This window comes from Companilactobacillus suantsaicola (assembly GCF_004745525.1).
Lineage (GTDB): Bacteria > Bacillota > Bacilli > Lactobacillales > Lactobacillaceae > Companilactobacillus > Companilactobacillus suantsaicola.
Map to the genome: position 1 here is coordinate 35,862 of NZ_RKLY01000007.1, position 23,774 is coordinate 59,635.

General features: G+C 38.0%; 17 protein-coding genes. 1 reads left to right on the top strand and 16 read right to left on the bottom strand.

Annotation, left to right across the window (positions count from 1 at the left end; genetic code table 11):
• Positions 1 to 14 precede the first annotated feature (14 nt).
• Positions 15 to 1,004 (top strand): UDP-glucose 4-epimerase GalE, encoded by a 990-nt coding sequence (galE, locus tag EGT49_RS03970; RefSeq protein ID WP_135371730.1) that lies wholly within the window; start codon positions 15 to 17, stop codon positions 1,002 to 1,004.
• Between the two features lie 233 nt (positions 1,005 to 1,237).
• Here the strand turns inward: galE and EGT49_RS03975 are convergent, their stop codons facing one another.
• The 16 genes from EGT49_RS03975 to EGT49_RS04050 form a co-directional block, all read right to left on the bottom strand.
• Positions 1,238 to 3,175 (bottom strand): hypothetical protein, encoded by a 1,938-nt coding sequence (locus tag EGT49_RS03975; RefSeq protein WP_135371732.1) that lies wholly within the window; start codon positions 3,173 to 3,175, stop codon positions 1,238 to 1,240.
• A gap of 188 nt (positions 3,176 to 3,363) precedes the next feature.
• Positions 3,364 to 4,668 carry a dihydrolipoyl dehydrogenase family protein gene (locus EGT49_RS03980; protein ID WP_135371734.1) on the bottom strand — a complete coding sequence of 435 codons (1,305 nt, stop codon included), beginning with the start codon at positions 4,666 to 4,668 and terminating at the stop codon, positions 3,364 to 3,366.
• A gap of 60 nt (positions 4,669 to 4,728) precedes the next feature.
• Positions 4,729 to 6,576 carry a translation elongation factor 4 gene (gene lepA / locus EGT49_RS03985; RefSeq protein WP_135371736.1) on the bottom strand — a complete coding sequence of 616 codons (1,848 nt, stop codon included), beginning with the start codon at positions 6,574 to 6,576 and terminating at the stop codon, positions 4,729 to 4,731.
• Positions 6,577 to 6,942: 366 nt separating this feature from the next.
• The gene (gene dnaJ, locus EGT49_RS03990; RefSeq protein ID WP_135371738.1) at positions 6,943 to 8,079 is read right to left on the bottom strand and encodes a molecular chaperone DnaJ; all 1,137 of its coding nucleotides are present in this window, start codon (positions 8,077 to 8,079) and stop codon (positions 6,943 to 6,945) included.
• A 124-nt stretch (positions 8,080 to 8,203) separates the two neighbouring features.
• Complete coding sequence (gene dnaK, locus EGT49_RS03995) at positions 8,204 to 10,060, bottom strand: molecular chaperone DnaK (protein ID WP_135371740.1); 1,857 nt, start codon at positions 10,058 to 10,060, stop codon at positions 8,204 to 8,206.
• Between the two features lie 35 nt (positions 10,061 to 10,095).
• A complete protein-coding gene (gene grpE / locus EGT49_RS04000; RefSeq protein ID WP_135371742.1) occupies positions 10,096 to 10,668 on the bottom strand; it encodes a nucleotide exchange factor GrpE in 573 nt (190 codons plus the stop codon).
• 16 nt (positions 10,669 to 10,684) lie between these two features.
• Positions 10,685 to 11,731, bottom strand: a complete 1,047-nt coding sequence (gene hrcA / locus EGT49_RS04005) for a heat-inducible transcriptional repressor HrcA (RefSeq protein ID WP_135371744.1) — start codon at positions 11,729 to 11,731, stop codon at positions 10,685 to 10,687.
• Between the two features lie 159 nt (positions 11,732 to 11,890).
• On the bottom strand, positions 11,891 to 12,820 hold the full coding sequence (gene ribF, locus EGT49_RS04010) for a riboflavin biosynthesis protein RibF (RefSeq protein ID WP_135371746.1): 930 nt from the start codon (positions 12,818 to 12,820) through the stop codon (positions 11,891 to 11,893).
• A 13-nt stretch (positions 12,821 to 12,833) separates the two neighbouring features.
• Positions 12,834 to 13,736, bottom strand: a complete 903-nt coding sequence (gene truB / locus EGT49_RS04015; protein ID WP_135371748.1) for a tRNA pseudouridine(55) synthase TruB — start codon at positions 13,734 to 13,736, stop codon at positions 12,834 to 12,836.
• 105 nt (positions 13,737 to 13,841) lie between these two features.
• The gene (rbfA, locus tag EGT49_RS04020) at positions 13,842 to 14,201 is read right to left on the bottom strand and encodes a 30S ribosome-binding factor RbfA (RefSeq protein WP_135371750.1); all 360 of its coding nucleotides are present in this window, start codon (positions 14,199 to 14,201) and stop codon (positions 13,842 to 13,844) included.
• Between the two features lie 9 nt (positions 14,202 to 14,210).
• Complete coding sequence (gene infB, locus EGT49_RS04025; protein WP_135371752.1) at positions 14,211 to 17,009, bottom strand: translation initiation factor IF-2; 2,799 nt, start codon at positions 17,007 to 17,009, stop codon at positions 14,211 to 14,213.
• A gap of 13 nt (positions 17,010 to 17,022) precedes the next feature.
• The gene (locus EGT49_RS04030) at positions 17,023 to 17,319 is read right to left on the bottom strand and encodes a L7Ae/L30e/S12e/Gadd45 family ribosomal protein (RefSeq protein ID WP_135371754.1); all 297 of its coding nucleotides are present in this window, start codon (positions 17,317 to 17,319) and stop codon (positions 17,023 to 17,025) included.
• A gap of 3 nt (positions 17,320 to 17,322) precedes the next feature.
• Complete coding sequence (gene rnpM, locus EGT49_RS04035) at positions 17,323 to 17,631, bottom strand: RNase P modulator RnpM (protein WP_179949616.1); 309 nt, start codon at positions 17,629 to 17,631, stop codon at positions 17,323 to 17,325.
• Between the two features lie 11 nt (positions 17,632 to 17,642).
• Positions 17,643 to 18,845, bottom strand: a complete 1,203-nt coding sequence (nusA, locus tag EGT49_RS04040; protein WP_135371756.1) for a transcription termination factor NusA — start codon at positions 18,843 to 18,845, stop codon at positions 17,643 to 17,645.
• A gap of 10 nt (positions 18,846 to 18,855) precedes the next feature.
• Complete coding sequence (gene rimP / locus EGT49_RS04045; protein ID WP_179949617.1) at positions 18,856 to 19,329, bottom strand: ribosome maturation factor RimP; 474 nt, start codon at positions 19,327 to 19,329, stop codon at positions 18,856 to 18,858.
• 118 nt (positions 19,330 to 19,447) lie between these two features.
• Complete coding sequence (locus EGT49_RS04050; RefSeq protein WP_135371760.1) at positions 19,448 to 23,752, bottom strand: PolC-type DNA polymerase III; 4,305 nt, start codon at positions 23,750 to 23,752, stop codon at positions 19,448 to 19,450.
• Positions 23,753 to 23,774 lie beyond the last annotated feature (22 nt).

Here is a 23,774-nt window from a genome sequence, read left to right on the forward strand (position 1 = left end):
CTGGAGGTAATTTTATGAGCATTCTTGTTTTAGGTGGTGCCGGTTACATCGGTTCACATACAGTTGATCACTTGTGTGAACTAGGTTACGACGTCATTGTAGCAGATAACCTATCAACAGGACATAAACAAGCTGTTAATTCAAAAGCTAAGTTTTATCAAGGCGATGTCCGTGATAAGGAATTTTTGATCAAACTTTTCCAAAACGAAGATATTACTGATGTAATTCACTTTGCGGCTTTCTCAGTTGTTCCAGAATCAATGAAAGACCCACTCAAGTACTTTGACAACAATACTAGTGGGATGATTTCTTTACTCCAAGTAATGCACAATTTTGGTGTAGAACACATCGTCTTCTCATCAACAGCCGCAACATACGGCGAACCTAAACAAATTCCAATTAAGGAAACTGATCCAACCGTACCTACTAACCCTTATGGTGAAAGTAAACTCGCCATGGAAAAAATCATGCACTGGTGTGACGTTGCTTATGGCATCAAATTTGTTGCTTTGAGATACTTCAACGTTGGTGGTGCCAAACCAGATGGTACTATTGGTGAAGATCACAATCCCGAAACTCACTTGATTCCGGTTGTACTTCAAGTTGCTGCTGGACAACGTGATGAATTGACAATTTTCGGTGATGATTACGATACAAAAGATGGTACTAACGTTCGTGATTACGTCCACGTTGAAGACTTAGCCGAAGCACATCGCTTAGCTATGGAGTACTTGCGTGCTGGTAATGACAGTGATGTCTTTAACCTCGGTTCTTCAACAGGCTTTTCTAACAAGGAAATCCTCGAAGCAGCTCGCAAAGCTACTGGTAAAGAAATTCCTGCCAAGATTGGTCCAAGACGTGCTGGAGATCCAAGTACTTTGATTGCTGATTCTACAAAAGCTAGAACTATTTTGAAATGGCAACCTAAGTATGATGACGTTGAAAAAGTTATCACTGACGCTTGGAACTTTAAATCAAAACACTTAAATGGCTATGAAGACTAAGAGAGTGGAACAAGAGCGGTCAGCTCCCGGAGGATAACGTAATTTCAGGAATTGCTCGTCGAACTTTGCGAGTGATTCATGAAATTTTGTTATCTCGGAGGGAGTTGCTCTTGTGCAACTCGTTTCAGATAGAGAGTGGAACAAGCCTGGTTAGACTCAGACAGATAGCCTACTCGTTTCAATTAGAACAGGACACAAAAAGCTTATCGGAAAATTCCGGTAAGCTTTTTTTATTATTCTACACTGTCAACGAAAGTCCAATCTAACTTTGCGTGATAGGTACCTGATTTATTTAACTTATTATTCATTTCTAACAAAACGCCTTTATCAGTCCGCCAGGAAAGTGAATTCATCATCTGACCACCAGCTGTTTCGGAAACTAAGGCTGTATTTCCCAACAGGTCTAGTTCAGAATCGTCGTTAATGTATTTTAGATGCCCTTGGAGCTCATTTTCTTGGTCATCCTTTAGTGGAGCTTCTTGTGACAAAAAGAGCTTCAGTGCGGTTTTATTGCGTCTCATATCGTCGATTTCTAAAATATTGTTTGGCCAATTGGTTTCTGCTTGCCGATAAATCAATTTTTCATTGGCAATCGGTTTGATATTACCGTAATCAATATCGTTGACTGAATATTCCAATTTATTCGTAATTAAATTAATTGTTCTCGTGTCACCAAATTTTTGATATGCAGACCCATTGTCATCGACACCATGCACGTATCCGGTTGAACGATAAGTTTCACGCTTATTGACGTCACTAATCGTGGTACTTACTTCGATAGCGTGACTCTGATTGATGCCAAAATTCAAATCAGAAATTTCCACCACATCTTCAGATTTACTATCAGTATTGATTTTAAAATCTACTGCAGTTCCATCAACTAAAACTTCGTTAACCTTGCTACCCTTACGAATTGGCAAATAATAAGTCGCATTCTTTAACCGGCTGCCAGTACTCTTGTTAGCAATTTCTGTGTTATAAACTACATTGTCATCCCCAATTACGTCGAACAACATAGTTGGCGAATCATTGCGATCACTCACAGTTTGATTAGTTAAAGTATCTTCAATATCAATCTCTGGTCCATCTTTTGATAAAACGGTCAATTTAGCTTTGTTAGTGTCATATTCATACTTTTTACCACCACTTTTAACTTCAATATGAGCGAAAATTTCAGTTCCATCGTCATCTAGAGTTGTCACTGGCGTGGTGTGAGAAACTGAATTATTACCAATTTCAATTTCAGATTGTTCATGATTAATTGGATCTTCTTTGAACCAACGAATCGAATAAACTAAATCTTCTTGTTCTTCAAATTCACCAATATTTCCTAGCAACTTGAAAGTAGCACTCTCTCCGGCATAAACTGTTTGGTCATCAAGACCGCCACCAACCATTACCGTGGTACTTGCTTCCTTAGTACTGCCATCAGAACTATTGATAGCAGTGGCAGTAACCTTAACTTCACCAGTAATAGCTCGATTATTGGCGGTTATTAAACCGGTATCTTCATCAATGGTAGCAATTTCAGGTTTATCAATACTCCACTTTACAGTACCAGTGAAATCCGCTGGAGAAATTTTTGCTCTAGCATAAGTTGAAGTCGTAGTGATTTCATTCTCTAAATTATAAATGTAGTCATCATCAGTCGTTACACTTAAATCTTGTATATCAACATCGCTATCTAAAGCGTGGACAGTAGCAACTTTAGTCCAAACCTGTGGATCTAAAAAAGAAGGTCCAAGTAACATATACCAGGCCGTTCTCAACTGATAATACTTCACTCCAACCTGCTTAGGCGTGACAGTTAAATTGCGATTACTTCCGCCATTTTTATCACTGACCTTGCTCCAAGTTCTTCCGTCGGAACTTTCATACCATTGATAATGCTGCCAAGAAGTAAACGTTAAAATCTTTGTTACTAGCGCACGACCAGCATCGGTATATAGCGTCACTGGGTTTCCTTCAATCGTATAGACATGTTCTTCCGGTTGAAGGCTGTAACCAGAAGTCATCCACATCCCTAAAAACTTTTTAACATCGCCAGTTGGTTCGTGTTTGGGAACGATATTAACTTCGTCACGGTTATCAATTACTTCGGTAGCAATTTCAGCGGCTTCAATTTCTTTATTTTTCTTGAGTACTAAGCGTCCTGCAAAAAAAGAAAACATAATTATGCAAATAAGGAATTTTTTAAAATTAGTTGATTTGCGCATATTTATGAATACCCTTTCTTTCATTCTATAAGGATTATATCATCCAAAAATATGTACAAAAGTCAAATTTAACAAAATATTTTTAAATAAATAGATTTATTACCAGTACATTTTATTTGACAATCAAAATATAGTAATATTTTTTAAAATAAATATTCTAAATCACTAGCTGCAGTTGGGTAAGCTAAAATTTCTTTTTGAACATCCTGATGCGTCATCTTTTGTTCAATCGCTTTAGTTAATAGATTGATAAAACTATCAGCTTCTTGACTCAAAACAGTTGCCCCAATAATTTGTTCTTGTTCATTTAAAAAGATTTTCACTTTAGCGACAGGTTCATTGCTGTGACGATATGAGAACCAACCGGTAACGTCCTGGTCAACCACCTTACTGCCAGTTTGTGCACCAACTTTGGCAAGTTTAGGACTGCCGTAAACAACAGTTGGAATAAGTGGCAACTGAAGATCTTCAGTAGTCTCTTGCAAAATAACTTCACTGACGTAGTTAGCTTCAAAGCCTGCTACCGGAGTCAACTTAGGAGCTTTAGTTGAAACAACATCCCCAATAGCAAAAATCTTATCATTGCTGGATTGCAATTTAGAATTCACAACTACCCCGTGTTTGTCAGTTTTCACATTAGCTTTGGTTAAATCTAAGAAATCAGTATTAGGAATTCTTCCGGTTGCGCCAATCACCAAATCAGTTGGCAAATTCAAATTGTCGGCTTTGATCGTGAATTGATCGTTATCCTTAACAATCTCTTTGGTATCAACGTTGAAATGGAATTCCACTCCTTTTTGTTCAAGCTGTTTAACTAATTCATTAACGTAATCTTGATCAAAGGCCTTCAATGGATGGCCGTTATGATGGATCACATGGACCTTTGCTCCAGTTGCATTAGCAATCGTTGCCATTTCAAAGGCAATATAACCAGCACCAATAATAGCAACCGTTTTAGGCATTTGCTTCAACGATAAGAAATCAGTACTCGAAAGCAAATTTTCTTTTCCTTTGATATCCAAATAACTAGGACGTTGACCAGTAGCGATGATGAAATGATCAGCAGAATATGTTGCTTCGTTGACGACTAATTCATTTTCCGAAATAAACTTAGGTTCACCATCGATCGTTGTGATACCAGCATTGATAGCTCCGTCTTTGCTACCTTTAGATACTGGATCAGTAAAGGTCTCCTTAAATTTTTCAATTTCGGACCAATTAACAAATGGTACATCACTAAAACCTTTGCCTTTTAATTGAGCCACTTTGTCTCGAGCTTCAACGGCAGCTATGAAAACCTTCTTTGGATCACAGCCACGATTAGGACAAGTTCCGCCCCAGAGATTATTTTCAATAATAGTAACATTTTGACCGGCCGCAGCTAACTTCGACCCAGCCGCCAATCCACCTGGGCCAGCACCAATGATAATCGTATCAAATTTTTCCATAACAAGACCTCCAAATAAAAAAGCTTATAACGAGTATATAAACTCATTATAAGCAATTCCTTAATTATTAGTGTCTTCTTTGCCTCGGTTAAGATTCAAGACTGACATGAACGCTTCTTGAGGAATCGAAACCTTACCGACTTCCTTCATTCGCTTCTTACCAGCTTTTTGCTTGTTCAACAACTTATCACGACGAGTTCGATCACCACCATAAAGCTTAGCCGTAACATCCTTTCGATAAGCCTTAACATTGGCACGAGCCACGATTTTATTACCAATTGCAGCTTGAATTGGAATTTCAAACATTTGTCTTGGAATAACTTCCTTCAAACGAGCCACGATATCACGACCACGTTTTTGAGCAAAGTCCTTGTGAACGATGAAACTCAAAGCATCAACCGGTTCACCATTCAAGAGAATATCCATCTTGACCAATTCACTTGGCTCATAATCATCAACATCATAATCCAAAGATGCATATCCCTTAGTATTTGACTTCAAATCATCAAAGAAATCGAAGATAATTTCGAGTAGTGGCAACTTGTAAATAACGTTCACGCGATATTTATCCAAGTAATCCATGGTTACGAACTCACCACGTTTTCTTTGGCACAATTCCATTACTGGACCAACGAAGTCTTCTGGAACCATAATTTCTGCGCGCACAAACGGTTCACGCACTTCTTTAATTTCTGAAGCATCTGGTAACTCAGCCGGATTATCAACGATAATTTCTCGACCGTCAGTTGTTGTAACGTGATAATCAACTGATGGTGAAGTTGTAATCAAATCAAGATCAAAGTCACGCTCCAAACGTTCTTGGACCACATCCATATGCAATAATCCTAAGAAACCAACCCGGAATCCAAAGCCTAAAGCTTGGGAAGTTTCTGGCTCGTATTCCAAAGCGGCATCATTTAGTTGCAACTTGTCGAGTGCTTCATGCAAATCTTCATACTTAGCGTTATCAACTGGATAAAGACCGGCATAAACCATCGGTGTACTCTTACGATAACCTGTCAAAGGTGCATCAGTTGGATTATCAGCTAAAGTAACCGTATCACCAACTTGTGTATCTTTAACAGTTTTAATGCTAGCAGTGATATAACCAACATCCCCAGCCATCAAATAATCACGTTTAACGGCCTTAGGAGACATCACACCGACTTCTGTAACTTCAAAGGTCTTCTTATTACTCATCAATTCAATCGTGTCTCCGACCTTTACAACGCCTTCACGAACACGAACATCCAAAACAACTCCACGGTAACTATCGTAAACTGAATCAAAGATCAAAGCCTTTAAAGGTTTATCCAAATCCCCTTCCGGAGCTGGAACATCAGACACGATTCTTTCGAGTAACTCATCGACACCAATACCAGTTTTAGCACTCATCAAAATTGATGATTCAGCATCAATTCCGATCATCTCTTCAATTTCTTCTTTGACTTTGTCTGGTTCAGCTGATGGCAAGTCAATTTTATTAATTACGGGAACAATTTCCAAATCGTTATCAATTGCCAAATAAGCATTGGCTAAAGTTTGTGCTTCAACACCTTGAGCGGCGTCAACTACCAACAAGGCCCCTTCACAAGCAGCTAGTGACCGTGAAACTTCATAAGAAAAGTCCACGTGTCCTGGAGTATCAATCAAATGGAAAATATAAGTTTTTCCATCCTTGGCTTCGTACTCTAATTCAACCGCATTCAACTTGATCGTAATTCCACGTTCACGCTCCAAATCCATATCATCAAGGATTTGTGCCTTCATATCACGCTTGGCTACAGTTTTTGTTCTTTCCAAAATTCGATCAGCAATCGTTGATTTACCATGATCGATATGCGCTACGATAGAAAAATTACGAATCCTTTTTTGTCTTTCTTTTAACTTATCGAGATCTAAACCCATAAATTATTTCCTTTCTATCAGAAATTTATCATTCTTTCTATTTTACACTATTCTACTACTATCTTCTAGACAACAAAAAAGAAGAGGTTTTTTACCCCTTCTTTTTAACTTAAACGAGTTACACAAGAGCAACTCCCTACGAGATAGTAAAACTTCTCAAACCGCTCGCAAAGTGCGCGAACAATTTATGAAGTTCCACTATCCTCCGGGAGCTGAGCGCTCTTGTTCCACTCTCTATCTGAAATGAGTTGCACAAGCCAGACTCAGCCATATAGTTACATTCCCCAAATCACACGCAAGATCGGCGTGCAATTCGTGAAATTAGGCTATCTGTCTGAGTCTAACCGGCTTGTTCCACTCTCTTTGTTATTCACCTTTAAAGGCGTCTCTTACTTTATTGAAAAAGTTACTATCTTTTTCCTTAACTTTGTCGCCACCGGCTTCAGCAAATTTCTTCAAAGCACTGCGTTGTTCAGCGGAAAGCTTTCTTGGCGTAACAATATTAACTGTGACCTTTTCGTCCCCGATACTCTTACTATTAAGAACTGGAGCACCTTTGCCACGTAATCTAAACGTTGTACCAGTTTGCGTACCACTTGGGATATTCAACTTAACTGGTCCATGAACCGTATTAACCTTGATTTCATCACCCAAAGTAGCTTGTGGGAAACTGATATTTACTGAGGCGTAAATTGTTGAGCCATCACGTCTAAATTCCTTACTTGCAGCAACGTGGAAGACGATATAAAGATCACCATAAGGTCCACCGTTAGTTCCGGCTTCACCTTGACCATCAAGGCGCATTTGTTGTCCATCTTCAACACCAGCTGGTACAGTAACCTTCAATTCATGCTTTTCATTTACCTTACCTGAACCGTGGCAAATGTTGCACTTTTCTTTAATTTCTTTACCAGTACCATTGCAGACATCACAGACAACTCTTGTACGCATACGGCCAAGTGGAGTTTGACGATCAACTTCAACATAACCTGAACCATGACATTTTGAACAAGTTTCTGGATGTGTTCCCGGCTTGGCACCAGAACCACCACAAGTAGAACATTCCTCTTCACGATTATAAGAAATGTTAGTCTTCTTACCGAAAACTCCTTCTTCAAAAGTCAAATCCATGCGGTATTGAAGGTCGGAACCTTGTCTTGGGGCATTAGGATTTTGACGAGCAGCACCGCCACCGCCAAAGAATTGGCTAAAGATATCTTCAAAGCCGCCGAACTGATCTCCACCAGCTCCTCCGAAGCCACCAAATCCACCTTGGCCACCATTCATACCGGCAGAACCATATTGATCATATTGAGCACGCTTTTGTGGGTCTTTTAAGATTTCATAGGCTGCATTAACTTCCTTAAACTTAGCCTCCGCATCGGGAGCTTTGTTCAAATCAGGATGATATTTTTTTGAAAGTTTACGAAACGCCTTTCTGATATCATCATCAGAAGCATTTTTATCAACGCCTAGTACGTCATATGGATTTCTATCTGCCATTAAATCACCTTTGTATGACAGGACAATTTTGTCCTATTCCTTTTTAACGCTCAAAAGAGCAGTTATGTTCTTACTATACCATAACTGGTTTTAGTAATTAAATGACTGCTCTTTATCACAATTATTATTTATTATCCTTATCTTTATCAGGATCTACTTCTGAAAAGTCACCATCGACAGTGTTGTCGTCTGACTTCTTACCATCAGTTGAATCTTTAGCGTCGCCGCCAGCTTGTTGTTGTGCTTGTTGAGCTTGTTGATAAAGTTTTACAGACAAATCTTGAACGATTTTATTCAAATCGTCACGTTTCTTCTTCATGTCTTCAAGATCACCTGAGTCTTGAGCTTTCTTCAAAGCATCACGAGCATCTTGGGCTTTCTTGATTTCATCATCAGAAACCTTACCTTTCACGTCTTTTAGAGTCTTGTCAGTTGCGAACAATGTTTGTTCAACGTCATTCTTAACGTCGACTTCTTCCTTACGCTTGTTATCTTCTTCTTCGTGTTCCTTAGCTTCCTTCATCATCTTGTCGATTTCTTCATCGCTCAAACCTGATGAACTCTTGATAGTAATCTTTTGTTCCTTGTTTGTGCCCAAATCTTTGGCAGATACATTAACGATACCGTTCTTATCAATATCGAATGTAACTTGAATTTGAGGTACGCCACGAGGTGCAGCAGGAATATCTGTCAATTGGAAACGACCTAAGGTCTTATTGTCAGCAGCCATTGGACGTTCACCTTGTAGAACATGGATATCAACAGCGCTTTGGTTATCAGCAGCAGTTGAGAAGACTTGTGACTTGCTTGTTGGGATAGTTGTATTTCTATCGATCAACTTAGTGAAGACACCACCCATTGTTTCGATACCAAGTGATAGAGGTGTAACATCAAGCAAAACAACATCCTTAACATCACCAGAGATAACACCACCTTGAATAGCAGCACCAAGAGCAACGGCTTCATCAGGGTTGATTGAGTGATCTGGGGCTTTACCAGTCCATTTTGCAACAGCATCTTGAACAGCAGGGATACGTGTTGAACCACCATTTAGGATAACCTTGTCGATATCAGCATTTGTTAGATTTGCATCCTTCAAAGCATTGTCAACTGGAATCTTTGTTCTTTCAACTAAATCAGCTGTTAATTCATCAAACTTAGCACGTGTCAAAGTTTCTTCCAAGTGAAGTGGGCCATTAGCACCTGATGAAATAAATGGAAGACTGATTGATGTTTGAGCAACACCCGACAAGTCCTTCTTAGCTTTTTCAGCAGCGTCCTTTAATCTTTGTAGAGCCATCTTATCTTGTGATAAGTCAACGCCGTTCTTTTCCTTAAATTGAGCAACTAGCCAGTCGATGATCTTTTGGTCAAAGTCATCTCCACCTAGACGTGTATCACCATTTGTTGAAAGTACTTCGAAGACTCCGTCACCTAATTGAAGGATAGAAACATCAAATGTACCACCACCAAGGTCATAAACAAGGATCTTTTCGTCACCCTTGTCATTGTCTAGACCATAAGCAAGTGCTGAAGCTGTTGGTTCGTTAACAATACGTTGAACGTTTAAACCAGCAATCTTACCAGCATCTTTTGTTGCTTGTCTTTGTGAATCATTGAAGTATGCAGGAACTGTGATAACAGCATCTGTAACCTTTTCACCTAAGTAGTCTTCTGAGAACTTCTTGATGTGCTGAAGAATGAAAGCAGAAATTTCTTGTGGTGTATAATCCTTACCACCAGCTGAAACTTTGTATCCTGCTTCACCCATATGACGCTTGATTGATGAAACTGTGTCAGGATTTGTGATTGCTTGTCTCTTGGCAACTTCACCAACTTGAATTTCACCATCTTTAAAAGCAACAACTGATGGAGTAGTTCTAGCACCTTCTGGGTTAGTGATGATCTTTGGAGATCCACCTTCCAAGACGGCTACAGCTGAGTTTGTAGTACCTAAATCAATACCAATAACTTTAGACATAATAAAACCTCTTTTTTTAATTTCTTTTATTTAAATTATTGAGCAACGACAACCATTGCTGGACGTAAAACACGATCTTCTAATTTATAACCTTTTTGTAAGACTTGAACGACTGTATCCTTCTTATGATCTTTATCTGCAGGAACAGTTTGAACGGCCTGACTGTCTGCTGGATCAAAAGCTTCACCAACATTGTCAATTACAGTAACATGATTATCATCTAAGGCTTTAACCATGTGCTGTTGAACCATTTCAATTCCCTTCTTGAGTTGCTTGCTGGCTTCATCGTCAGCTTTAACATCAAGAGCTCGTTCAAGATTATCCAAGACTGGAAGGATCTCAGTTGCTAGCTTTTGACCATCATACTTGAGAATTCCGGAAACTTCCTTCTTATGACGATTATTCATATTCTGAATTTCAGCTTGGCTTCTCAAGAATTTATCTTCCAAATCCGCATTCTTAGCTTGAAGGTCTTTGATCTCTTTATCGCGAGGATCAACCTTTGCTTTTTCTTCCTTAGCTGATTTTTCAGCTTTCTTATCAGTCTTTGAAGCTTCGTCTTTAGTTGGCTTTTGCTTCAAATCTTGATCTTTGTTCTTATCTGCCATTACTTCCTCCTAAATTTCAAGAATCATCATACCTTGAATAATAATCAATCAATCTCTTCGCTAATTCAACTCTGAATTCTCCAAGTAAACCAATCAATTGTGAATAATGCATGGTAGTCGGACCAAGTAAAGCAATTACTCCTTTACCATGATGTCCAACATCATAACTAGCGGTAATAATACTGTAATTCTTTAATGCATCACTCCCAAGTTCACTTCCCAAACGAACTTTAATAGCATCGTCAGAAATGCTTGGATCCAATAACTTTCTTAAATCGGTACTTTGATTCATTAATGAGAATAGTGATTGGACTTGTGATAAATCATCATTATTAGCATAATTTAAAAGATTCAATTGACCATCAACATAATATTTTTCCGAACCAGCCTTTTTGAATAATGTATCCATCATGTCCAAGAGACCATCAGTTGAATACATGTAATCCGAAAGAATTGCTGGAACATCTGTATGCAACATCTTGATAACTTTTGGTAAAGGTTGTCCAACCAATTTATCATTAACAATATTAACGATTTTTTCAATCAAAGAACTATCAAAGTCATCATCAATTGTATAAATATTATTTTCAACATTATTATCACTTGTGACAATGATTGCCATAAGTTGATGCGAGTTCAAAGGGACGATCCGAAATCCAGTTAATCGAATCGTGCTACTCTCTGGACCCAGCGTGATTGCTGTGTAACTAGTTAGATGAGATAAAATTTTGGCAGATTGTTCAATGATATCACCAATCTGATGATATGTTTTACCAAAATCTTCGTCAATTCTTTGTGCAATATCTTGCGGTACGCTAGTTGGCTGTACCAAGTGATCAAGATAATAGCGGTATCCCATTGCTGAAGGAATTCTTCCTGATGACAAGTGAGTTTTCTCGAGGTAACCCACTTCTTCAAGAACAGCCATTTCATTTCTGATCGTTGCCGAACTGACATGGAAAGGTAATTGATTCATCAATGTTTTTGAACCAACCGGCTGGCCGGTATCTGTAAAAATGCGCACGACTTCTCTCAAGATTGCATCTTGACGTTGTGATAGCATTATACCGTCCTCCTTTTTAGCACTATTCATACCTGAGTGCTAACAATGTAAAATATAACAATCTATCCTTATGGTGTCAAGTCTGCAAGCTTATTTTTAGTATTTTAATGAAAATTTTTTACTAACTTAAAAAATTCATCTGCTAATGAGATGAATTTTTTATTTTAAGTTATTCAAAGAATCATTTTTATCCTGCTTCAATTGGGCAATCAGACCTTCTACTCCAGCAAATTTTACTTCACCACGTAATCTTTTGACCCACTCTAAACGAATCTCTTGACCATAAATATCTTGATTAAAGTCAAAAATATTGGTTTCAACCGTAATGCCAGTATTTTCTTTAAAAGTAACGTTGTAACCAACTGAGGTCATAGCTCCGTACCATTTACCGTCAACTTCAACTCTAGTTGTATAAACACCAATCCCAGGGAGTAATTGATCGTTTGAAACCGATAAATTGGCCGTCGGAAAACCAAGGGTTCGACCTCTTTGCAATCCGTGAATTACTGTACCTTGATTTTGATAACGATATCCCAAGAAACGATTAGCTGCTTCAATTTGTCCTTTTTGAATAAAGTCCTTGATTGCACTCGAACCAATTTTTCGATCATCGATCAACTGTTCTGGTACTGTGATTGTTTCAAACTTTTGACGACTGTATTTAGGCAAGTTTTGCATATTTGCGACATCTTTTTTTCCGTAGGTATAGTCAAATCCGGCCACGACAAACTTTGCCTGTAAATCAATCATGTATTGATCAACGAACTCTTGTGGCTTCAATTGGGCAAAATCTTGACTAAACTCGACAAAGTACAAAGCATCGACTCCTAAATTTTGAACTAGTTCAGCTTTACGTTGGGTTGTCGATAAGTATTTATAATTTTTTTCATGTTGATAAACCGTCCGTGGTGAACGATCAAAGGTTAGCAAAACTGATTTCAAACCTTGTTCTTTGGCTAACTCTACCCCGGTTTTAATCACTTTTTGATGACCTAAATGGACACCATCAAAAAAGCCCATAATTAATACGATTTTTTCTTTAGGTCTGTCCTTAACACTTAACGGATGTTTGACATTAATAATCTGCATTTTTAAATCTCTTTTATTTATTATTTAATAACATTAAATTAGGAATCCACATACCCCGTATTTTATCATACTTATAAATTGCTTTGGTAACGCCGTCACGAAGTACCCGCAACTGTTTAGATTCATCTAGTCCTTTAAGCTCTAAGAAGCCTCCATGAAGGACTCTGACTTCCCATTCCTCATCAGTTAACTCGTGACTCGGAACATCCTGTAGTACCTCGTCGATCGACTTTAGAAAACTATGATCATTTTGATCCAACATTTGTTCGATTTCACCAATGGTAAAAGTTTCTTCAATTCTGAATCCTGCACTCTTAACCCGAGTTAATTGCGACATAAAGGCCGGCAGTCCTAACATTCTTCCAAATTCGACCGCTAACGTTCTAACGTAGGTTCCTTTTGAACATTTAACGTGAAATTTGATTTTTTGATAGCCATTAGCGAAAGTTGGTTCATCCATAATATGAAAATCGTAAATGTGAATCTGTCTTTGTGGTCTTTCAACTTCAATCCCAGCTCGAGCATACTCGTACAACTTTTTGCCATTCACACGTACTGCCGAAAACATCGGTGGTATTTGAGTCAGTTCACCAGTCATTTTTTGGAAAATCTCATTTAGTTCTGAAACCTCAAAGGCTTTCTCCAACTTCTTTTCTTCAACCGTTTCACCTTCTCGGTCTTCAGTCGTGGTTGACTTGCCTAAAGTGATTTCGCCTTCATATTCCTTCGGTGAGCCAGTCAAAGTATTAACCAACTTGGTAGCTTGACCAACACAAATTGGTAAAACACCATTCACTAATGGATCTAAAGTTCCAGTGTGACCAATCTTTCTCGTATGTAAAATTTTGCGTAATTTATAAACGTAATCAGAACTAGTTTGTCCAATTTCTTTATTTAATGGAATAACTCCGTCCATAATAATCCTCATCTCTAAAATATCATTAAGAATAATTCTACTAGTCTTTTTGTCGAATAGAAAGCAAAAAAAAATAGGAAAATCCGAATGGATTTTCCTATTTGCTTAACGATTTGCTTCGTCCTGATGCAATTTAGCAATCAATTTATCAATCTTTTCACCATAGCGAACAGATTGATCTTGCTTAAATTCCAATTCAGGAACTTTATAAAGTGTTAACTTTTGACCTAGTTCACGACGAATTAAGCCTTTAGCTTTGTCTAATCCAGCTTGAGTCTTTTCAACGTCACTAGCTTTTTCAGAAAGAATACTGAAATAAATCGTAGCTTGTTGCAAGTCTCCAGTCATTTCGACTCCTGTGACTGTTACGCCTTGTACACGTGGGTCACGCACACGCTTTAAAAGAATATCGTTAACTTCTTTTTGAATCTCTTGTTCAACTCGACCAATTCGATGTTTTACCATATTCTCCTCCTATTTAACTGGAACTTCTTCCATTACATAGGCTTCAATTTCATCACCAATCTTGATGTCATTGTAGTTCTCGATTGTGATACCACATTCGAATCCAGAACCAACTTCTTTGACATCATCCTTGAAACGTTTAAGTGAAGCTAATTTACCTTCAGTAATAACGATGCCATCTCTGATAAGTCTAACACCACTATCACGTTGAATCTTACCACTATTGACATAGCAACCAGCAATTGTACCAATCTTAGAAACGTTGTATGTTTCACGGACTGTCAAGTTACCAATAACTTTTTCTTCATAAACTGGTTCTAGCATACCCTTCATGGCAGCTTCAATTTCATCGATAGCCTTGTAAATGACACGGTGAAGTCTGATATCAACATTTTCATCCTTAGCTTGTACTTTAGCTTGAGCAGTTGGACGAACATTAAATCCAATGATGATAGCGTTACTTGCTGCAGCAAGGTTAACATCACTTTCAGTAATAGCACCAACAGCAGAATGGATGATATTGACACGAACACCCTTAACTTCGATCTTCTTCAAACTTCCGGCAATGGCTTCAGCAGAACCTTGTACATCGGCCTTAATAATAACGTCAACTTGCTTGAGTTCTCCTTCTTTCATTGTCTCAAATAAGTTATCAAGTGTAACTGGGTTAGTGTTTTGACGTTCCTTTTGAAGGGCACGACTAGCACGTTCCTCACCAGCAGCACGAGCTGTCTTTTCATCATCGAAGACAACAAACTTATCAGCTGATTCAGGGACTTCGTTTAGACCAGTAATTTCAACTGGTTCTGAAGGTTTAGCATTCTTGATTTCTTTACCGTTGTAGTTTGTCATTGTTCTAACACGACCAAAGGTATTACCAACAACGATTGGATCACCGACATGCAATGTACCTTGTTGTACCAATAGTGATGCAACTGGTCCACGGCCTTTATCCAACTTAGCTTCAATAACTGTACCAACAGCTTTTTGCTTAGGATTTGCTTTAAGTTCCAAAACATCAGATTCCAAAAGAACCATTTCGAGCAATTCGTCGATGTTTGTACCCATCTTAGCTGAAATATTAACGAAGATAGTATCCCCACCATAATCTTCTGGTACAAGATCATACTTCATTAATTCTTCAGTAACATGTTGTGGGTTAGCACCTGGCTTATCGATCTTATTGATAGCTACGATAATTGGGTCATTTGCGGCCTTAGCATGGTTGATAGCTTCAACTGTCTGTGGCATAACACCATCATCAGCAGCTACAACCAAGATAACGATATCAGTAATATCAGCACCACGAGCACGCATGTTAGTAAAGGCAGCATGTCCTGGAGTATCCAAGAATGTAATCAATCTGTCCTTTAGACGAACTTGATAAGCACCAATATGTTGTGTGATACCACCTGCTTCACCGGCAGTAACATGAGTATGTCTCAAATGATCAAGTAAGGTTGTCTTACCATGATCAACGTGTCCCATGATAGTAACTACTGGTGGGCGAGTTTCAAGATTATCAGTTGTATTAACTTCTGTTTCGAAGTACTTGTCAATATCGGCAACATCTTCTTGAACTTTTTCTTGAGCTTTAATGCCGTAATCTTCAGCTAATAATTCAATTGTATCCTTATCCAAAGACTTGTTTTGATTGATCATAATACCAAGCATAAACAACTTCTTAACGATTTCGGCTGGTTCTCTATGAATCAACTTACCAATGTCTTGAGCGTTCATACCAACTGTGTAAACAAGTGTTTCTGGTAATGGACGTTCCTTTCTTTGTGGCATTGGCTTCTTAGGTTCAGTACGTTGTCTTTGTTGACGCTTGCGTTCCTTCTTCTTCTTACGACTTCCGAATGGATTAGCAAGGTTTTGCTTGTGACCAAAGTCACGGTTGTTATTAGTAGGTTTTGACTTCTTGTACTCTGGCTTTGGAACTTCAACAGGTTTCATTGTTGCTTTTGGAGTGGCTTTAGCCTTAGCAGCAATGTTGTTGTTATTGTTATTGGGTTTTCTGTTTTGAGAATTGTTGTTACGGTTATCGTTGTTATGGTTGTTATTGTTCTTATAACGATTTTCGTTATTGTTAGGACGGTGATTGTTCTTATGGTTATTATTGTTTTCACCATTGCGATTGTTGTGGTTGTTATTTCTAGTTGGGTGACTAGGAATACGACTAGCATCTTGAATATTCGTCTTAAATTGTTCTAGATACTTATTACCTGCACTTTGTCTTGGACGTGGAGCTTGACCTTGGACAGTAGAACGATCACGTCTATTGTTGTTTCTATTTCTGTTATCACGATTTTGAGAATTGCGATTGTCGCGACGATTCTCATTGTTGTGATTATTGTGGTTGCTATTGTTATTGTTGCGATTGTTAGTATTGCCACTATTATTACTATTGTTGTTAGGGCGGTGATTGTTGCTGTTTGGACGATTACCATTGGAGTTGTGGTTGTTGTTACGACGGTCAAAGTGACCTTTACCCTTATTAGTATCTCTTCTTACAGCGGTGATCTTAATTTTTGTTTTGTGATCACCTGAATTGTGATTACCATTTTCACGTTTCTCACCACTATTTTGTGAATGATTACTTTGTGATTGGTTTTTGTTTGGTGTTGAAGGCTTACTTGGCTTCTTTGCACCCTTTAAATTACTTACGATTTTCTTTTCAGCATTCTCATCTACTGATGACATATGATTCTTCACATCCACACCCAATTTTGCGGCGGCATCAAGAACTACTTGATTTTCAACACCGTTTTCTTTTGCAATAGTATAAATTCTCTTTTTGACCATCCTATCACTCTCCTTAATTGTCCATAATTTCTTCTAACCTTTTAGCAAATCCAAAATCTGTTATTCCCATAACTTTTCTGTCTTTTCCTATAGCCATTTTTAATGAATTACTACTTATCGTATCTATCACTGGTACATTATAATAGTTTGCCTTATTGTGCAAATCTTTTTTAGTTCTTGGACTGCAGTCTTCGGCCATAATAACCAGTTTGATTTTTCCGGAACGCACTCCATTAAGTGTTAAGTCAGTCCCACTAATATATTTGCCAGCTCGAACAGCTAAGCCTAATAAATTTAAAAATGATTCCATTAATTAATGTTTCTTTCCTAGATCTCCAAAAAGATCCATTCTTGCCTTTTGATGATCAACAAATTCAAATAGTTCATCATAAAAGTTTTCTGGTACTGCATGAGAAAATACTTTCTCAAGTGATTTCTTAGATTTTGCAGTTTTAACGGCTTCAGGATCTAGACCGACATAAGCACCACGTCCGGGCTTCTTGCCAGTTGGATCAATTGAAATATTACCTTCTTTGTCTTTAACGATCCGAACCATTTCTCTTTTTGGATACATCTTATTCGTTAAAATATCTTTACGCATAGGTATCTTACGAGTTGCCAAATCTATCACCCCTATTCTTGTGATGTATTGTCGTCACCATTGTCGTCATCATCTTGGATGTCGTCAGCGGGATTATGTGCATCATCTGCATTGGCAGCATTTTCTCTAGTCTTATCGATATCGATCTTGCCACTTTCAACGTCTTCAATATCAACATCTTGGTCACTGTCATCAACGAATTCAACTTGTGATTCTGGTTTGATGTCAATCTTATAGCCAGTCAATTTGGCTGCTAAACGAGCATTTTGACCCTTTTTACCAATTGCTAATGACAAGTGATAGTCAGGCACGATTACAATACATTGTTTCTTATCATTTTCATCGAATTGAACAGCAATCACTTCAGCTGGATTCAAAGCATTGGCGATGAAGTCAACTGGATCATCGACATAAGGAACAACATCGATATTTTCACCATTTAATTCATCCACAACGGCTTGAACACGAGCACCCTTTGGTCCAACACAAGTTCCAACAGGATCAACATCAGGGTTATCTGATTTAACGGCAATCTTAGTTCTATCTCCAGCTTCACGAGCAATCGAGACGATTTCTACAGTTCCATCATATATTTCTGGGACTTCTTGTTCAAATAAACGTTTGACCAAACCTGGATCAGTTCTAGAAACGAATACTTGTGGGCCTTTAGTAGCATTTTCCACTTTTGTTACATACACACGAATTCTGTCGCGTGAATTGTAAACTTCGCCAGGCATCTGATCATTTTTTGACATAACAGCTTCGATTTTACCAAAATTGATATAGACGTAGCGATTGTCAGAACGTTCAACTGTTCCTTGAATAATTTCATGCTCATATTGACTATATTCATTGTAAATAATGTCACGTTCAGCTTCACGAACACGTTGCATGATTACTTGCTTAGCTGTTTGAGCAGCAATCCGACCGAAATCTTTTGGTGTGACCTCTTCTTTAATGTGATCACCGATTTCATAACCCTTACTCTTCTTTTGTGCATCTTCCAAACTAACTTCTAAACGTTCATCAGCGATTTCTTCAACTACTTCTTTAACTGCATAAACATGTATATTACCCTTTTTTGCGTCAAATTCAACATCAACGTTTTGAGCTTGGTTATAATTTCTCTTATAAGCAGCTACTAGAGCAGCTTCCAATGATTCAATAACATATTCTTTCTTGATACCTTTTTCTTTTTCAAGTGCATCAAGTGCTTCAACCATTTCTTTACTCATGATTTTCTCCTTAGAATTCGATTGCAAGTCTGATCTTAGCGATGTTGTCACGACTAATCTCTACTTGTTTCTTTAAATTCTTAACTTTTACATTTAAAGTTATCTTCGCATCTGTTACTTCTAATAAGGTTCCTTCAAAAGCTTTTTGACCATCTTGTTTTTGATAGAGTGATACGTGTACGTAGTCATCAACATAATCTAAAAGAGACTCATCGTTTTTTAAGGGGCGCTCTGCACCTGGAGATGAAACTTCCAGGTAATATGCAGGTTCAATTGGATTCAATTCATCCAACTTTTCACCATATTCCTCACTAATAAGCGCGCAATCATCGATGCTGATTCCGCCCTTCTTATCCGCATAAACTCTCAAATACCAATCTCCACGTTCGTGTACAAATTCAAGATCAACTAAAAAGAAATCATGTTGATCCAAGATTGGCTGTAAAATGGCTTTTAATTCTTCAACTTTTGTATCCAAGGACATTCCTCCAAAGTAATCGGCAATAAAAAGAGTGAGCATTTCTGCTCACTCATTAATCAGTAATTAACTAGTAGTTAATTTAACATATTTTAACTATTAAAGCAACTTATAACAACCATACCTAGAACAATGACAATTGATTTTCGTCGGGCATTCCATCTAAAACATGATTTTCTGTCATGTATTCGATAATAGTTTTCGAAACTTTTCCGCGAGTACCTAAATCTTGTTTAGATAAGAATGGTTGTTCCTCACGGGCAGCAACGATTTGCTTGGCAACGTTATCACCTAGGCCAGGAATGGCATTGAAAGGTGCTAGAAGCGTCTTGTCATCGATGATCTTGAAATCAAACGCATCTGACTTCTCTAAATCAACCATCTTGATCTTAAAACCACGTTCCAAACATTCATTAGCCAATTCCAAAACTGTCAATAAGTTCTTTTCTTTAGTTGATGCGTCCATCCCTTTATCGTTGATAGCTTTCATTGAAGCCTTAACAGCATCTTTTCCGGTCGTCATGGCAACTAAATCGAAATCGTCAGCTCGAACTGAGAAATATGCACAATAATAATAAAGTGGATAATGGACTTTAAAGTAAGCAATTCTGAGCGCCATGATGATATAAGCAGTCGCATGGGCTCTAGGGAACATATACTTGATCTTCAAACAAGAGTCAATATACCAATCAGGTACATCGGCATCCTTCATGGCTTGTTTCCAGTCATCTGGAATACCACGACCTTTTCTAACATGTTCCATAATTTGAAAGGCCATCTGTGAATCCATTCCATAGTGAATCAAATCCATCATGATATTATCACGACAACCAATAACATCTTTCAGAGTAACGACCCCTTTGTCGATTAACTCTTCCGCGTTACCTAACCAAACATCCGTCCCATGAGATAAACCTGAGATCTGGAGCAATTCAGCAAAAGTAGTTGGATGAGTCTTTTCTAACATGCCTCGAACAAATCTAGTACCAAATTCGGGAACTCCTAGTGTACCGGTCTTAGAAAAGATTTGTTCTGGCGTAACATTGAGTGATTCGGTACCACTAAACAATTGCATAACTCCAGGATCCTTAACTGGTAAACCCTTTGGATCGATTCCTGACAAATCTTGTAGCATACGAATCATCGTCGGATCATCATGTCCTAAGATATCAAGCTTTAAGATATTATCATGGATCGAATGGAAATCAAAGTGAGTCGTTTTCCAAAGTGCACTTTGATCATCAGCTGGATATTGGATTGGCGTAAAGTCGAAAATATCCATGTAGTCTGGCACAACAATGATACCAGCTGGATGTTGACCAGTTGTTCGTTTAACACCAGTCGATCCCATAGCCAAACGTTCTTCCTCAGCGTTTCTGAAGTTTTGACCAGTTAGCTCTTCATAATTTTTAACGTAACCAAACGCTGTTCGATCAGCAATCGTACCAATCGTACCGGCACGGAAAACATGATCTTCCCCAAACAATACTTTCGTATAATTATGGGCAACAGGTTGATAATCACCAGAGAAGTTCAAATCAATATCAGGAACCTTATCACCTTTAAAACCTAAGAAAGTTTCAAAAGGAATATCCTGACCATCTTTGGCCAATTCAGCACCACATTTAGGACATTTCTTGTCTGGTAAATCATACCCAGAACCTACTTCACCTTTGGTAAAGAATTCTGAATACTTACACTTAGGACAACGATAATGTGGTGGCAAAGGATTAACTTCCGTAATTCCTGTCATCGTCGCAACGAAACTTGAGCCAACGGAACCACGGGAACCAACCAAATAACCATCTTTGTTAGATTTATAAACTAGCCGTTGAGCAATCAAATAAATAACTGAGAACCCATTACCAATGATACTCTTCAATTCTCTATCCATTCGCTTTTGAACTAGTTCTGGCAGTGGATCACCATATAATTCATGTGCTTTATTCATCGTCAAACTGCGAATTTCATCTTCCGCACCCTCCATTTTTGGAGTATACAGTTTATCCTTGACGGGTGACATTTCATCAATTGAATCCATGATCTTCTTGGGATTATCGACAATGATTTCTTGTTCCGTCTGTTGATCCATAAAACTAAACTCATCAAACATCTCATTAGTCGTTCTAAATTGAACATCTGGCAACTCTGGTCGACGAGCCAAAGCGTTACTCTTAACAGCTTTGATGACAATATCACGATAAACTTTGTCATGTGGATCAAGATAATGAATATCCCCAGTTGCTACAACTGGTTTATTCAATTCTTTTCCTAATTTAACGATATTTTTCAAAATCTGTTCAAGTGCATCTTCATCTTTGATAATTTTGATATCAATCAGATGTTGATACAAAGTCTTAGGCATGACCTCTAAATAATCGTAATATTGAGCCAATTCACGAGTATCGTCATAACCCTTTTGCATCATACTAGTAAATACTTCACCATTCTCACAAGCTGAACCAACAATAATTCCTTCACGATACTTGTTCAACAAACGGCGGGGAACTCGAGCTGTTCGATAAAAATATCTGGTCATTGAATACGAAACAATTTTGAACATATTCTTCAGACCGGCTTGAGTCTTAGCTAGTAAAATTGCATGACTTGGGCGGGCTTGCTTGTAGGCTTCGTCCCCACCAATGTGATCATTTAATTGATCGACATTAGTCGTACCAAACTTGTCTTCCAGTTCCTCAAATAACTTATACATCAAATAGCCAGTCGTTTCAGCATCAGAATCGGCACGATGGTGATGTTCCAAAACAATATTGTAACGTTTAGCCAATGAATCCAATTTGTGATTACGATATTCAGAATGTAATGTTCGTGACATTTCCAAAGTATCGATCACCGGCATTAATAATCTTGAGCGCCCCATTCTCGTTAAGGCCGCATTCATGAATCCCATATCAAAAGTAACATTGTGACCAACTAAGATAGCGTCACCCACAAAGTCATCCATGAATTCACCAACAACTGTCTGCTCATCACCAGCATCTTTAACCATTTCATCAGTGATACTGGTCAAATTAGTCGTGACATCAGACAAAGGATGACCGGGATTAATAAATTTATCAAAGCGGGCCACCACTTCGCCATCCTTCATTCTTGTGGCACCAATTTCAATGATTGAGTCATAAACTGCCGACAGACCAGTTGTTTCGGTATCAAAAATGACATACTCGCTACCTTTTAGATCCTGATCACGCAAGTTATACGCAATTGGATTGCCTTCATCAACTAAATCAACTTCAACACCGTAGGCAATCTTAACGCCAAATTTCTTTCCAGCATTGTAAGCTTCCGGAAAGGCCTGTAAAGCATGATGATCAGTGATAGCAATTCCCGTTTGACCCCAAGAACTTGCACGTTTGATCAAATCGGTTGCACTCGGAATGGCATCCATTTGACTCATATTCGTATGTGCATGTAATTCGATTCGCTTATTGTCTTCTGGAGCAGTATCCTGACGATTTTCATGTTTGATGATATTGATATCATTAGCCATAATGACCAATTCACGAGAAAAATTATCTTCTTGTACATTTCCACGTACTCTGATCCAAGTTCCCTTGTCTAGACTAGCAAAGAAGTTTTCGTCATCTTCGCCATTAGAAAACTTCTTGATACTGAATGAAGAAGTATAATCAGTCACTTTCATAATCAACAATGAACGTCCAGACTTCAATTTACGAACATCAATATCAAAGACATAACCTTCAACAACTTTGTTACGGTCTTCTTCGATGATATCGACCATTTGCGTGATCTCTTGATCATTAGGAATCTTGCGACCAACCTTAGACACGTTTCCAGCTGGTTTAGCGGCTTTTTTCTCACTAACTTCTTTAGCTTTAGCTTGAAATTGCTTAGTTTTTTCTTCGTTAGCAGCTTTCATCGCTGCTGCTTTTTCTTGATACTTGGCTTCATCAATATTGGTTCGAATCTTGAAATCAGGAAAACCGAGACTGCTGTATTCTGACTGCAAACCTTCAACGACTTTACCATTGACAACATCAGCCATGAAATCATTTGAAACATCCAAAAAAACTTGGTCATTTTCCATATGTGGCGGTGTTTGACTAATCTTATCTAAGACCATTGGCGATTGAACATTACAGTCATTTAAGACATAGTTCCAATAATCTTTAATATCTTGTTCATTCAATTGAGATTGAGTCGTTTTGATTTCAAAGTTAACTTGTGCGATTCCTTCAAAACTAGCACGCAAGGCCTGAACAAAAGTCATAAACTCTTTAAATGGCAAAACTTGTTTGAACTCAAAAAAGAAAGTCCATCTCTTACTATTTTTATGGACTTCCAATTTATTTAATTTGCCATCAACAAATGAATCTTGCGATGGTAAAAGACTTTCGAGTTTAATTTGCTTAACTAAAATTTGAAAAAGTTGTTTTGTATCTGACATATTCTATCCTTCGAAAATAAAA

What these genes read in the sequence shown, in the direction of transcription:
- galE (WP_135371730.1), top strand. Translation starts at nt 15, where the DNA reads ATGAGCATTCTTGTTTTAGGTGGTGCCGGTTACATCGGTTCACATACA.
- EGT49_RS03975 (WP_135371732.1), bottom strand. Translation starts at nt 3,175, where the DNA reads ATGTTTTCTTTTTTTGCAGGACGCTTAGTACTCAAGAAAAATAAAGAA.
- EGT49_RS03980 (WP_135371734.1), bottom strand. Translation starts at nt 4,668, where the DNA reads ATGGAAAAATTTGATACGATTATCATTGGTGCTGGCCCAGGTGGATTG.
- lepA (WP_135371736.1), bottom strand. Translation starts at nt 6,576, where the DNA reads ATGGGTTTAGATCTCGATAAGTTAAAAGAAAGACAAAAAAGGATTCGT.
- dnaJ (WP_135371738.1), bottom strand. Translation starts at nt 8,079, where the DNA reads ATGGCAGATAGAAATCCATATGACGTACTAGGCGTTGATAAAAATGCT.
- dnaK (WP_135371740.1), bottom strand. Translation starts at nt 10,060, where the DNA reads ATGTCTAAAGTTATTGGTATTGATTTAGGTACTACAAACTCAGCTGTA.
- grpE (WP_135371742.1), bottom strand. Translation starts at nt 10,668, where the DNA reads ATGGCAGATAAGAACAAAGATCAAGATTTGAAGCAAAAGCCAACTAAA.
- hrcA (WP_135371744.1), bottom strand. Translation starts at nt 11,731, where the DNA reads ATGCTATCACAACGTCAAGATGCAATCTTGAGAGAAGTCGTGCGCATT.
- ribF (WP_135371746.1), bottom strand. Translation starts at nt 12,820, where the DNA reads ATGCAGATTATTAATGTCAAACATCCGTTAAGTGTTAAGGACAGACCT.
- truB (WP_135371748.1), bottom strand. Translation starts at nt 13,736, where the DNA reads ATGGACGGAGTTATTCCATTAAATAAAGAAATTGGACAAACTAGTTCT.
- rbfA (WP_135371750.1), bottom strand. Translation starts at nt 14,201, where the DNA reads ATGGTAAAACATCGAATTGGTCGAGTTGAACAAGAGATTCAAAAAGAA.
- infB (WP_135371752.1), bottom strand. Translation starts at nt 17,009, where the DNA reads ATGGTCAAAAAGAGAATTTATACTATTGCAAAAGAAAACGGTGTTGAA.
- EGT49_RS04030 (WP_135371754.1), bottom strand. Translation starts at nt 17,319, where the DNA reads ATGGAATCATTTTTAAATTTATTAGGCTTAGCTGTTCGAGCTGGCAAA.
- nusA (WP_135371756.1), bottom strand. Translation starts at nt 18,845, where the DNA reads ATGAGTAAAGAAATGGTTGAAGCACTTGATGCACTTGAAAAAGAAAAA.
- rimP (WP_179949617.1), bottom strand. Translation starts at nt 19,329, where the DNA reads ATGTCCTTGGATACAAAAGTTGAAGAATTAAAAGCCATTTTACAGCCA.
- EGT49_RS04050 (WP_135371760.1), bottom strand. Translation starts at nt 23,752, where the DNA reads ATGTCAGATACAAAACAACTTTTTCAAATTTTAGTTAAGCAAATTAAA.